Source organism: Streptomyces sp. NBC_00572 (genome assembly GCF_026341815.1).
Classification (GTDB): domain Bacteria; phylum Actinomycetota; class Actinomycetes; order Streptomycetales; family Streptomycetaceae; genus Streptomyces.
Genome location: NZ_JAPENX010000001.1, coordinates 4712624 through 4724924 on the forward strand (window position 1 = coordinate 4712624; position 12301 = coordinate 4724924).

At 73.0% G+C, this 12301-nt stretch carries 10 protein-coding genes; 5 read left to right on the forward strand and 5 right to left on the reverse strand.

The window, feature by feature from the left end:
- Window positions 1-49 precede the first annotated feature (49 nt).
- From OG514_RS21910 to OG514_RS21930, 5 genes are all read left to right on the forward strand, one after another.
- Entirely contained in the window at window positions 50-343 is a 294-nt protein-coding gene (locus tag OG514_RS21910) for a DUF503 domain-containing protein (protein ID WP_266897298.1), read from the forward strand.
- A gap of 31 nt (window positions 344-374) precedes the next feature.
- Complete coding sequence (rbfA, locus tag OG514_RS21915) at window positions 375-815, forward strand: 30S ribosome-binding factor RbfA (protein WP_266897300.1); 441 nt, start codon at window positions 375-377, stop codon at window positions 813-815.
- Complete coding sequence (gene truB / locus OG514_RS21920; RefSeq protein WP_266897302.1) at window positions 812-1711, forward strand: tRNA pseudouridine(55) synthase TruB; 900 nt, start codon at window positions 812-814, stop codon at window positions 1709-1711. The genes rbfA and truB overlap by 4 nt, the downstream gene beginning before the upstream one ends.
- 202 nt (window positions 1712-1913) lie before the next feature.
- A complete protein-coding gene (locus tag OG514_RS21925; RefSeq protein WP_266897304.1) occupies window positions 1914-5453 on the forward strand; it encodes a serine protease in 3540 nt (1179 codons plus the stop codon).
- 31 nt (window positions 5454-5484) lie between these two features.
- Window positions 5485-6444 (forward strand): bifunctional riboflavin kinase/FAD synthetase, encoded by a 960-nt coding sequence (locus tag OG514_RS21930; RefSeq protein ID WP_266897306.1) that lies wholly within the window; start codon window positions 5485-5487, stop codon window positions 6442-6444.
- A gap of 52 nt (window positions 6445-6496) precedes the next feature.
- On the opposite strand, the gene OG514_RS21935 is transcribed toward OG514_RS21930, so the two are convergent.
- Genes OG514_RS21935 through OG514_RS21955 form a run of 5 tightly spaced genes read right to left on the reverse strand, consistent with a single transcriptional unit; the run spans window position 6497 to window position 12289 of the window.
- Window positions 6497-7510, reverse strand: a complete 1014-nt coding sequence (locus OG514_RS21935) for an ABC transporter ATP-binding protein (RefSeq protein WP_266897308.1) — start codon at window positions 7508-7510, stop codon at window positions 6497-6499.
- Window positions 7507-8481: an ABC transporter ATP-binding protein gene (locus OG514_RS21940; RefSeq protein ID WP_266897310.1), complete on the reverse strand. Its 975-nt coding sequence runs from the start codon at window positions 8479-8481 to the stop codon at window positions 7507-7509. The genes OG514_RS21935 and OG514_RS21940 overlap by 4 nt, the downstream gene beginning before the upstream one ends.
- The gene (locus OG514_RS21945) at window positions 8478-9392 is read right to left on the reverse strand and encodes an ABC transporter permease (protein WP_266897312.1); all 915 of its coding nucleotides are present in this window, start codon (window positions 9390-9392) and stop codon (window positions 8478-8480) included. Before OG514_RS21945 ends, OG514_RS21940 begins: the two co-directional genes overlap by 4 nt.
- Window positions 9389-10450: an ABC transporter permease gene (locus tag OG514_RS21950; protein ID WP_266897314.1), complete on the reverse strand. Its 1062-nt coding sequence runs from the start codon at window positions 10448-10450 to the stop codon at window positions 9389-9391. The genes OG514_RS21945 and OG514_RS21950 overlap by 4 nt, the downstream gene beginning before the upstream one ends.
- Before the next feature lie 3 nt (window positions 10451-10453).
- The gene (locus OG514_RS21955; RefSeq protein ID WP_266900921.1) at window positions 10454-12289 is read right to left on the reverse strand and encodes an ABC transporter substrate-binding protein; all 1836 of its coding nucleotides are present in this window, start codon (window positions 12287-12289) and stop codon (window positions 10454-10456) included.
- Between the last annotated feature and the right edge of the window lie 12 nt (window positions 12290-12301).

A 12301-nucleotide genomic window follows, 5' to 3' on the forward strand; every position in this document is an offset into this window, starting at 1 on the left:
GCGGTCGGCGGGCACACCGAACCCGAACCGGCGGGACATCCGGACACCTATGTATGTGGGGACACTGTCCTTCGATCTGCTCCTCGGCGACGTACGTTCGTTGAAGGAGAAACGCTCCGTCGTCAAGCCGATCATCGCCGAGCTCCAGCGGAAATTCGCGGTGAGCGTGGCGGAGGTCGGCGGCCAGAACCTCCATCGACGGGCCGAGATCGGCGTCGCGATGGTGGCGGGGGACACGGGACACCTCAGCGACGTACTGGACCGGTGCGAGCGGCTCGTCGCCGCCCGTCCCGAGGTGGAGCTGCTGTCGGTGCGCCGCAGGCTCCACACTGATGAAGACTGATTTTGAGCAAGGCAAAGAAGGAGAAGGACCAGTGGCCGACAACGCGCGGGCGAAGAAGCTGGCAGACCTCATCCGGGAGGTGGTCGCCGAGAAGCTGCAGCGCGGCATCAAGGACCCCCGCCTGGGCACGCACGTGACCATCACGGACACCCGCGTCACCGGCGACCTGCGGGAGGCCACGGTCTTCTACACGGTCTACGGCGACGACGAGGAGCGGGCGAGCGCCGCCGCCGGCCTGGAGAGTGCCAAGGGCATCCTCCGTTCGGCCGTGGGCCGCGCGGCCGGGACCAAGTTCACCCCGACGCTGGCCTTCGTGGCCGACGCCCTCCCGGAGAACGCCAAGACCATCGAGGACCTCCTCGACAAGGCGCGGGCCTCGGACGCCCAGGTGCGGGAGGCGTCCTCGGGCGCCGCCTTCGCGGGCGAGGCCGACCCCTACAAGAAGCCGGGCGAGGACGAAGCCGCCGAATGAGCAACGCAGCACGCACGCCCGACGGCCTTGTCATCGTGGACAAGCCGTCGGGCTTCACCTCGCACGACGTCGTGGCCAAGATGCGCGGGATCGCGAAGACCCGCCGGGTGGGCCACGCCGGCACGCTCGACCCCATGGCCACCGGCGTCCTCGTCCTCGGTGTGGAGCGGGCGACCAAGCTTCTCGGTCACCTCGCGCTGACCGAGAAGGAGTACCTGGGCACCATCCGCCTGGGTCAGACGACGGTCACCGACGACGCCGAGGGCGAGATCACGGCCTCCGTCGACGCCTCCAAGGTGACCCGTGAGGGTATCGACGCGGGCGTCGCCGAGCTGACCGGCGCCATCATGCAGGTGCCGTCGAAGGTCTCCGCGATCAAGATCGACGGCAAGCGGTCGTACGCGCGCGTGCGGGGCGGCGAGGAGTTCGAGATCCCGGCCCGCCCGGTCACCGTCTCCTCCTTCCGGGTGTACGACGTCCGTGAGGCGACAGCAGAGGACGGCACCCCCGTCGTCGACCTGGTCGTCTCCGTCGTCTGCTCCTCCGGTACGTACATCCGGGCGCTCGCCCGGGACCTCGGCGCCGGGCTCGGCGTGGGCGGTCACCTGACCGCGCTGCGCCGCACCCGGGTCGGCCCGTACAAGCTGGACTCGGCGAAGACGCTCGACCAGCTCCAGGAGGAGCTCACGGTCATGCCGGTCGCCGACGCGGCCTCGGCGGCGTTCCCCCGGTGGGACGTCGACGAGAAGCGGGCCAAGCTGCTGCTGAACGGCGTGCGCCTGGAGATGCCGGAGTACCCGGCGGGTCCGGTCGCGGTCTACGGACCCGACGGGACGCTTCTCGCGCTCGTCGAGGACCATCGGGGCAAGGCCAAGAGCCTCGCCGTCTTCGGCTGATCCCAGCGGTTCATCGTGGGGCGGGCACGCGCGCGTGCCCGCCCCACGTTGTTCCCCCACCTTTCCCCCGGGAGAGCCTGTCCGGTGGAACGCCGAAGAATCACCCGATCAGGGAGGCGCTCGGAGTGAACGGGGGAGTGCCAGGGGGCGCGTTTCCCTTCCTGGTTCTTCGTGTGATCACCGGCGGCCTACCGTCGACACCATGGGACGCGGGGACCTGGCGACGCTGGTACGGATCTGCGATCTGGCGGGCCGGCCTCGCGGTACCGGATTCCTCGCCGACCACCACGGAACGGTCGTCACCAGTCACGAAGCCGTCGACGGGCTCAGCCGTGTCGTCCTGCACGCCCCGGGCGACCGGACCTGGCTCGCCGAGGCCGAGGCCGTCACCCCCCTGCCGGAGAGCGGCCTCGCGCTCGTACGGACCGAAGGGCTCGACGTACGCCCGCTGCCGCTCGCGACCCGCGCCGAGATCGAACCCGGCACGTACGTACGGATCGCCGCCCACGGCTGGCGCGAGGCCCGGGTGCTCGGGCCCGCCGCCGTCACGTACACCGCCACCGACCGCTTCCACGCCCTCGCCGACGCCCTCGAACTCGCCATCGGCACCGAGGGCGCCGAGGCCCTCCGCCTCGGCGGACAGGCCGCCGGCGGGCCCGTCCTCGACACCACCACCGGCACCGTCCTCGCCGTCCTCGGCACCGCCCTGCACGGCGACCGCCAGGCCGCCGGATACGCCGTGCCGCTCCGGCCCGAAGGCCCCCTCACCGCCCTCCTCCGGCGCAACGCCGCCACCGTCCCCGCCTACGGACCCGACCTCAACCTCGCCGGAATCCTGGAACTCACCGCCACCTCCACCGGCCCCGTACGAGAACCCGGACCCTGGCCCGAACCGGTCGAACGGCCCGAGTGCGTCCGCGAGTTCGCCCGCTTCACGGCGGGCGGGACGCCGGTCCTCGCCCTCGTCGGCGCCCCCGGCACCGGCCGCACCACGGCCCTCGCCGCCCTCTGCGCCCGCCGCGCCCGGGGCGTCGCGCCCGCCCCCACCGTCCGGCTGCGCGGCGCCGACCTGCGCGCCGAGGACGGCTCGCTCGCCGACGCCGTCGGCCGCGCGCTCCAGCAGGCCGGCCGGATCGTCGCTGCCTCGGGGGCTCTGGGCGACCCCGCCACCGCCACCCCGGAACGGGCCGCCGCCCTCGCCCACGAGGCGGGCCGGCCGCTCCTCGTCGTCCTCGACGGCCCCGAGGAGATGCCGCCGCTCCTCGCCCACCGGCTCGTCGAGTGGACGGCGGCCACCGAGGACTGGCTCCGCGCCCACCACGCCCACCTCGTCACCGCCTGCCGCCCCGAGCACTGGGAACGGGCCGGGGCCCTCTACGGCCCGGGCGCGCTGCACAAGCCGACGCCAGGCCCCCGGGACGGACTGCCCGCCGCACTGCCCGCCGCCCTCGTCCTCGGGCCGTACTCCGCGACGGAGGCACGGGCCGTACGCGAGGGGTACGGGCTCGGGGAGACGGACCTCGCCGAGGCCGACGCCCGCCACCCGCTGGCCCTGCGCCTGCTCGCCGAGGTACGGGCCGCACTGCCCGGAGACGTACCAGGGCGGCCGGGCCGCGAGGAGATCTTCACCGCCCATCTGGACCTGATGTGCCTGCGGATCGCCGTCCGGATCGCCGCGGGCACCCGGCCCCTCCTCCGGGGGAACGGCGTCCGCCGCCTCGCCGCGCGGGTGACCGGCCAGGTCCACGAGGCGGCCCGCCGCTGCCTCGGCCCCGGGCACGGCGTCCTCGACCGGGCCTCCTTCGAGGAGCTTTTCCCCTGGCGGGAGGGCTGGGCCCCGGCGGTGCTCACGGAAGGACTGCTGGTGCCCGCGGGCTCCGGCTACCGCTTCGCCCACGAGGAGTTGGCGGACTGGGTGCAGGCGGCACACCTGGACCTGGACGGCGCCCTGGAGGCACTCCTCTCCCCGGGGCTCGGATCCCCTCCGGCGTGCCCCTCCGGCCCACTCGCCGGTCCTGAAGCAGCTGCCCGACCCGCCGACCCCACCGACCCGTCCGCCGTCCCCCGGCAACGCACCCCCGACGAAGCGCCCCCGCCCGTTCCGCGCCACCGCATCGGCCCCGTCCTCCAGGCGCTCCTGTTGCTCCACCGGGAGCGCGGCCCGGCCGCCCTCGCCCCCCGTCTCGCCGCGCTGGCCGAGGCCCTCGCCGGCTTCGCGGACGAGGAGCGCGGGGCACCTGGCGACGGGCCCTGGTGGGCCGCCCGGCTGCTCGGGGAGAGCGTGCGGCGGCTGCCGGACCCCCGGCCGTACCTGCCCGTGCTGCGGCTGCTCGCCGACCGGATCGGGGCCCGCGCCGAGCGGCACGCCGTGTTCGCCGCGTTCGGCCCTGAGTTCTGGCTGGGGCTTCCGCTCGGGGAGGACGAGCGGATCGATCTGCTGCGGCGGCTCGTCCCCGCCGACCGGCCGGCCGGCCCGGAACCCCGCGAAGACCGGTCGCTCGACGCCGTCGCCGCCCTGCTCGCCGCCGACCCCCGGGGCGTGCAGCCGCTGCTCTGCCGCTGGTTCGGCGATGAGCGCCCCCTCCCCGGCGCCCCGCACGCCACCGTCGCCACCGCCGCCCAGGCCCTCCTGCACACCCATCGGGGGCTCGCCGTCGACGACCTGTGCGAGGCGCTCGTCGCCACCGCCCACCCGCTCGCCGACGGACTCCTCGCCGCCCTCGCCGAGGACGAGCCCTCGGCCGTCTGCCGGGCCGTCGACCGCTGGGCCCACGACGACGGGCGCCCGGAGCGGCGCGTCGCGGCCGCCACGTACGGGCAGCTGGTCGCCGGTCACGCCACCGGCGCCACCGACCGGGAACTCCTCCGCTACGCCGCCCTCGCCCTGCTCGCCCGACCAGGCGACCGGACCCTCCACGGCGCCGCCCTCGGCCTGCTGATCCGCGACCCGCACACCCGGGACCGCCATCTGCCCCGCGCCCTGGCCGAGTCCCAGGTGCCCGCGAGCGCCCTCGCCGAGGCCCTGGCGGCCGACCCCGGGCCGGTCCTGGCCGCCTTCGGGGGGCGGCTGCACGGCACGGGCGAGGTCCCGGCCGCCGCCCTGCGCGCCCTCGCCGAGGTCGACACGCCCGCCCTCGCCCGCCGGGTCGCCTCCCTCGTCCGCGAGTACGTCGCCCGCCACCCCGAGGGCGCCGGGCACGTGGCCGACTTCGTCGACCGGCGGTTCGAGTACGGCCCGGCGGCCCGCACCGTCCTCTTCCCGCTCGTCTCGGGCCTGATCCGGGGCCGCCCCGCGCGGGTCCGCCGCGCCCTCGCTCCCGTCCTCGCCGCCCCCGGCACCGGCGCCTCCCGGCATCTGCGGGCCGAACTGCTCGACGTACTCCTGGAGCACGAGCGGTACGAGTCCGAATCGGGGGAGTTCACCGTCCTGGACGCCCTCCTGACGGCCGCCGCGGAGGGCGCGGAGCGGCGCAGCGAGCCGCGCACCCGGGCACTCACACACCGGGTCGGCGAGCTGTGGGCCCGTACCCCCGAAGGCGCCGGGCTGCTCGACCCGGTCCTCGCGGGACTCGTCCGCACGCGGCCCGCCTTCGCCGCGCTGCTCGCCGCCTGGACGGTTGCCGACCCCGCCCGCTGGGCGCCGCTGCTCGGTCAGGAGACCCTCCGGACGATGCTGAGCCACGGCACTTCCATGCCGATGCGAACCGATGGCCGTGGGCATGGCAGTCTTAGACCTGCGTAATCGGCGAACAGGCGGACGAGGAGCGGTCACAGTGCAGCGCTGGCGTGGCTTGGAGGACATCCCCCAGGACTGGGGGCGCAGCGTCGTCACCATCGGCTCCTACGACGGGGTGCACCGCGGGCACCAGCTGATCATCGGGCGTGCCGTCGAGCGCGCCCGGGAACTCGGCGTCCCGTCCGTCGTGGTCACCTTCGACCCGCACCCCTCCGAGGTCGTACGGCCCGGCAGCCATCCGCCGCTGCTCGCCCCGCACCACCGGCGCGCCGAGCTGATGGCCGGCCTCGGCGTGGACGCGGTGCTCGTGCTGCCGTTCACCGCCGAGTTCTCGCAGCTGTCCCCGGCCGACTTCATCGTCAAGGTGCTCGTCGACAAGCTGCACGCGAAGGCCGTCATCGAGGGCCCCAACTTCCGCTTCGGACACCGGGCCGCCGGAAACGTCGCCTTCCTGTCCGAGCTCGGCGCCACCTACGACTACGAGGTCGAGGTCATCGACCTGTACGTCAGCGGCTCCGCGGGCGGCGGCCAGCCCTTCTCCTCCACCCTCACCCGCCGGCTCGTCGCCGAGGGCGACATGGCCGGGGCCGCCGAGATCCTCGGCCGCCCGCACCGGGTCGAGGGCATCGTGGTCCGCGGCGCGCAGCGCGGCCGCGAGCTCGGCTTCCCGACGGCCAACGTCGAGACCCTCCCGCACACCGCGATCCCGGCGGACGGCGTCTACGCCGGCTGGCTGACGGCCGACGGGGAGCGGATGCCGGCGGCCATCTCGGTCGGCACGAACCCGCAGTTCGACGGCACGGAGCGGACGGTCGAGGCGTACGCGATCGACCGCGAGGGCCTCGACCTGTACGGGCTGCACGTGGCCGTGGAGTTCCTGGAGTACGTCCGCGGAATGCTCAAGTTCGACACCCTGGACGACCTCCTCGAAGCGATGGCCGGCGACGTGAAGCGCTGCCGCGAGCTGACGGAGGCGTACGACCTGGAGAACCCCTAGGCCTGTCAGGGCGAGCCGCCCGCCAACCCCGTCACCCCCTGAGCCGACCGGCTCAGACCGCCGCCTCCCGCGTCACCCAGTGGCAGGCCACCGCCTGTTCCCCGCCGCCGCCCAGGACCGGCAGGCTCTCGCCGCGGCAGCGCTCCGCGACCGCTGCCGCCTCGCCCGAGGCGAGGACCTGGCAGCGGGCGTGGAAGCGGCAGCCGGACGGGATGCGGGACGGGTCCGGGGGCTCACCGGTCAGCACCACCGGAGCTCCACCGGACTCCGGAAGCACCGACAACAACGCCTGTGTGTACGGATGTCGAGGCCGGGTCAGGACGGACTCCACCGTCCCCGTCTCCACGATCCGGCCCAGGTACATCACCGCCACCCGGTCCGCGATGTTCCACGCGAGCCCCAGGTCGTGCGTCACCACCAGGGCGGACAGGCCGAGTTCGTCCCGCAGGCGCAGCAGCAGCGCCAGGATCTCGCCCCGTACGGACGCGTCCAGCGAGGCCACCGGCTCGTCGGCGACGATGAGTTCGGGCTCCAGGACCAGCGCGCCCGCGATGACCACCCGCTGCCGCTGCCCGCCGGACAGCTCGTGCGGGTAGCGAAGGAAGAAGCGCTCCGGAGGACGGAGTCCGGCCCGTGCGAGGGCGCCGGCGACCGCCTCCCGTTCGTCGCCCGCGTATCCGTGGATCCGCAGCCCCTCCGCCACCGCGTCGTACACGGTGTGCCGGGGGTTCAGCGAGCCGCTCGGGTCCTGGAGGACCAGCTGCGCCCGCTTCCGGTAGGCCTTGAGGGCCCCGGAGGAGTAGGCGAGCGGCTTCCCGTCGAAGGCGATCGTCCCCGAGGTGGGACGGACCAGGCCGAGGAGCGAGCGGGCCAGGGTCGTCTTGCCGCAGCCCGACTCCCCGACGAGGGCCACGATCTCGCCCGCGCCGATGTCCAGGTCCACCCCGTCGACGGCGCGCGCGGGCGGCGCGCCCCGCCGCCCGGGGAAGGTGACATGCAGTCCACGTGCCGACAGCAGCGACCCGGTGGACGTCTCCGTGGGCGCGGTGGATGTCTCCGTACTCATGACGCACTCCCGACGTGGACGCAGGCGGCCCGGTGTCCCGCGCCGGCGTCCCGCAGTTCCTGGTCGAGCTCCGTGCAGGCGTCCACCGCCACCGGGCAGCGCGGATGGAAGGTGCAGCCGGCGGGAAGCTCCGCCGGGTCCGGCGGGTCGCCGGGCAGTCCGCGCGGTGCCCGCCGGGACGCGAGGTCCCCGACGCGGGGGAACGCCGAGGACAGCGCCCGGCCGTAAGGGTGGTGGGCGGACTCGTACACCGCCCGCGCGGGCCCCTCCTCGACGACCCGGCCCGCGTACATCACGGCGAGCCGGTCGCAGGTGTCGGCGAGGACCGCCAGGTCGTGGCTGATCATCAGGAGGCTGATGGACTGCTCGGCGACGAGCCGCTCGATCAACCGCAGGATCTGCGCCTGGATCATCACGTCGAGCGCGGTCGTCGGCTCGTCCGCGACGATCAGCCGAGGGTCGCAGGCGAGCGCCATCGCGATCATCACGCGCTGCCGCTGCCCGCCGGACAGCTCGTGCGGATAGGCGGCCGCGCGCGCGGCGGGCAGACCGACGTGTTCGAGCAGCTCGCCGACCTTCCTGCGGGCCGCCGCCGGGGTCGCGCGCCCGTGTACGAGCATCGGTTCGGCGATCTGCTCCCCGATCCGGTGCACGGCGTTCAGCGAGTGCATCGCGCCCTGGAAGACGATCGACGCGCCCGCCCAGCGCACGGCCCGGAGCCGCCCCCACGTCATGGCGAGGACGTCGTCGCCGTCGAGCAGGATCTGCCCCTCGATCCGCGCCGACGCGGGAAGGAGGCGCAGCAGCGCGAGCGCGAGCGTGGACTTGCCGCAGCCGGACTCGCCGGCCACGCCGAGCTTGCTGCCCGCCTCCAGGGTCAGGTCGACCCCGCGGACGGCGGGCACGGCGGCCGCGCCCGACCCGTACGTCACCCTCAGGTCCCGTACCTCCAGGAGGCTCTGCGCAGTCATCGACCCACCCCCAGCTTCGGGTTGAGCACGGACTCCACGGCCCGGCCGCAGAGCGTGAACGCCAGCGCGACCAGGGCGATGGCGATGCCGGGCGGGGCCAGGTACCACCAGTGCCCGGAGGAGACCGCGCCGGCCTCGCGCGCGTCCTGGAGCATCCCGCCCCAGGAGACGACCGTCGGGTCGCCGAGCCCGAGGAAGGCGAGGGTCGCCTCGGTGAGGATGGCGGTCGAGATGCCGAGGGTGGTCTGTGCGAGGACCAGCGGCATCACGTTCGGCAGCACGTGCTTGCTCATGACGTGGCCGTGGCCGCCGCCGAGCGCGGTCGCCCGCTCGATGTACGGGCGGGACTCGACGGCGATCGTCTGGGCCCGCACCAGGCGGGCGGTGGTCGGCCAGGAGGTCACCCCGATGGCGATGACGACCGTCCACATCGACCGGGACATGACGGTGGCGAGCACGATCGCCAGGACCAGCGTCGGCATCACCAGGAACCAGTCGGTGATCCGCATGACGACGGTCGAGAACCAGCCGCCGTAGTGCCCGGCGATGATCCCCACGAGGGTGCCGATGGCGACCGAGAGCGCCGCCGCCAGCAGCCCCACGAGCAGCGAGATCCGCGCTCCCCAGATCAGCAGACCGAGCAGCGAACGCCCGAACTGATCGGTGCCCAGCGGGAATTCGGCGCTCGGTGACTCCAGCGCGGTGCCCGGGGCCTGCGTCACGGACTGCACGTCGGCGCCGACGGTCCACGGGGCGGTCAGCGCGAGCAGCGCGATGAGGGCGAGTCCGGCGAGGCCGAAGAGCCCGGCGCGATGGGTGCGGTACGCCTGCCAGAAGCGGGCCACCGAGCTGCGGCGGCGTTCCCACCGCAGAGAGGCCGCCGACGACAGCGTCGGCTCGGTCGAGGTCATCGGCCCACCCTGGGGTCGAGCAGCGGATAGAGCAGGTCGGCGATCAGGTTCATCAGGATCATCGCTCCGGCGAAGACCACGAACAGGCCCTGGACGAGCGGCAGATCGGGCACGCTCAGGGCCTGGTAGAACAGCCCGCCGAGCCCCGGCCAGGAGAACACCGTCTCCACCAGGATCGAACCGGCCGCCACATGGCCCAGGTTGATGAAGATCATGGTCACGGTCGGCAGGAGCGCGTTCGGCACGGCGTGCCGGCGCCGCACGTCGTCGTCGCGCAGCCCCTTCGCCCGCGCCGTCGTCAGATAGTCGCCGCCCATCTCGTCGAGGAGCGAGGAGCGCATCACGAGCAGGGTCTGCGCATAGCCGACGGCCACGAGCGTGACGACGGGGAGGACGAGGTGGTGGGCGACGTCGAGGACGTACGCGAAGCCGGTCTCGCCCGTGCCCGACTCCATGCCGCCGGTCGGGAAGAGCCCGGGGACCGGACCGATGCCGACCGAGAACACGATGATGAGCAGCAGCCCCAGCCAGAAGGAGGGCACCGACCACAGGGTCAGCGCGATCCCGGTGTTCAGCTTGTCGCCGAGACCGCCGTGGCGCCAGGCCGAACGGGTGCCGAGCCAGAGCCCGAGCGCCGAGTAGATCACCACGGCGACGCCGGTGAGCAGCAGTGTCGCGGGCAGCTTCTCCGCGATCAGCTCGCCGACCGGGGCGCGGAACTGGAACGAGGTGCCGAGGTCGCCGCTGAGCGCCTTGGCGCAGTAGTCGGTGAACTGCTGCCACAGCGGCAGATCGAGGCCGAACTGGCGTCGCAGTGTGGCGAGTTGCTCGGCGGAGGTGGGGATGCCGTGCGTCATCGCCTTCACCGGGTCACCGGGGATGATCCGGAAGAGGAAGAAGCTGGTGACGAGGACGGCGAAGAGGGAGACGAGCGCGCCGCCCAGCTTGCCCGCCGCGTGGCGGAGATAGCCGAGGGAGGAACCGGTGCGGGGTGCGCCGTCCGTGGCGCGGGCCTCTTCGGCCCGCGCCACGTCGGCGGGGGTGCTCGCTGTCGTCACGGACTACTCGCGGTCGTCGGCGGTGGTGCGACGTCGGCGGGCGGTCCAGACGCCCACGGCGACGAGGACGAGCGCGGCGGGGCCGAGGATCAGCCAGATGTTCGCCGAGGAGCCGGAGCTGTCGCTGTCGGACGAGGCGGTGGTGGGCACGGCCGACCACCAGCTCCAGTAGCCGTCCTGGCCCCACAGGTTTCCGGCGGCCTCGGGCATGGTCGTGATGGACTTGATCTGGTCCGTGCGGTACGCCTCGAGGGCGTTCGGGTAGGCCATGATGTTCATGTACCCCGTGTCGTACAGCCGGGACTGCATCCGCTTGACCAGATCCGCCCGCTTGGCGGTGTCGTACTCCACCGCCTGCTGTGCGTAGAGCCCGTCGAACTGCTGGTCGCAGATGAAGTTGTCGGTGGCCCCGGAGTCCTTCGGCGTCGAGGGGAGCGTGCCGCAGGTGTGGATCGACAGGACGTAGTCCGGGTCGGGGTTGACCGACCAGCCGTCGAACGCGAGGTCGTAGTCACCCTTGACCCACGGGTCCGAGACGCTGTCCAGGCATTCGACCTTCAGACCGATGCCCAGCTTGCCCCACCACTCCTGGAGGTACTTGCCGACCGCCTTGTCGTTCGGGTCGGTGGCGTGACAGAGGATCCGGAACTCCAGCGGCTTGCCGTCCTTGCCGACCCGCTTCCCGTCGGCGTTCTTCCGATAGCCGGCCGCGTCGAGGACCTTCTCCGCCCCGACGGGGTCGTACGCGCGCTTCTGTCCGCCCTCCGGCTTCCAGAAGTACGAGCCGAAGCGGGGCGGGATGTAGCCCTCGCCCTCGACCGCGTGCCCCTGGAAGACCTTGTCGACGAGGGTGGTGCGGTCGACCGCGAGGAAGAGTGCCTTGCGCACCTCCGGGTCGAGCAGCGCCTTGTGGCCGTTGCCGAAGGTCTTGCCGTCCTGGGCCTTCGCGCCCGGGTTGGTGGCGATGGCGTAGAAGCGGCGCCCGGGGGCGTCGTTGACCTTGACGTTCTTCTGCGTCTTGAGCGCCGTGGCCTGGGCGGGCGTCAGGTTCGGTACGAAGGACACCTCACCCTTCTGGAGCGCGGCGACAGCGGCGTCCCCGTCCTTGTAGTACTTGAAGACCAGCTCGTCGAACTTCGGCGCGCCCCGCCAGAACGTCTTGTTCGGCCTGAGCTTGATGTACTGGTCGACCTTGAAGTCCGTGATGACGAACGGACCGTTGCCCACGATGGGGAACTGCTTGTCGTTGTTGAACTTCGAGAAGTCGCCGACCTTCTCCCAGACGTGCTTGGGCACGATCGGCACGTCGAGCGCGGTCATCGTCGCCTGCGGCTTCTTCAGCCGGATGACGAGCGTCTTCGGGTCGGGCGCGGTGACCTGCGCGAAGTTGGCCGTGAAGCTGCCGTTGGCGGTGGCGGCGTTCGGGTCGGTCATCATCTTGTTGAAGGTCCAGGCCGCGTCCTCGGCGGTGGCCGGCTTCCCGTCGGACCACTTCGAGTCCTCGCGGATCGTGTACGTCCACGTCAGCTTGTCCGCCGAGGGGGTCCACGCGGTCGCCAGGCCCGGGATGGTGCGGGCGTCCTTGGCGTCGTAGTTGGTGAGGTACTCGTAGGCCAGCCGGTGGATGCTGGTCGAGGTGAGCTTCTGGGCGAGGAACGGGCTCAGCGAGTCGATGCTCTGCGAGACGGCGACGGTGAGCGTGTTCCCCGCGGACTTGTCGTCCTCCGCGACGGCGGTACCGGGGACGGCCACGAGCGAGACGGCGGTGACACCGGAGGCGAGCAGCAGACGGAGGGCTCTGTGGGCGGGGGCGGGACGGGGCGGAACCTTCGTGACCATGACCATGGGACG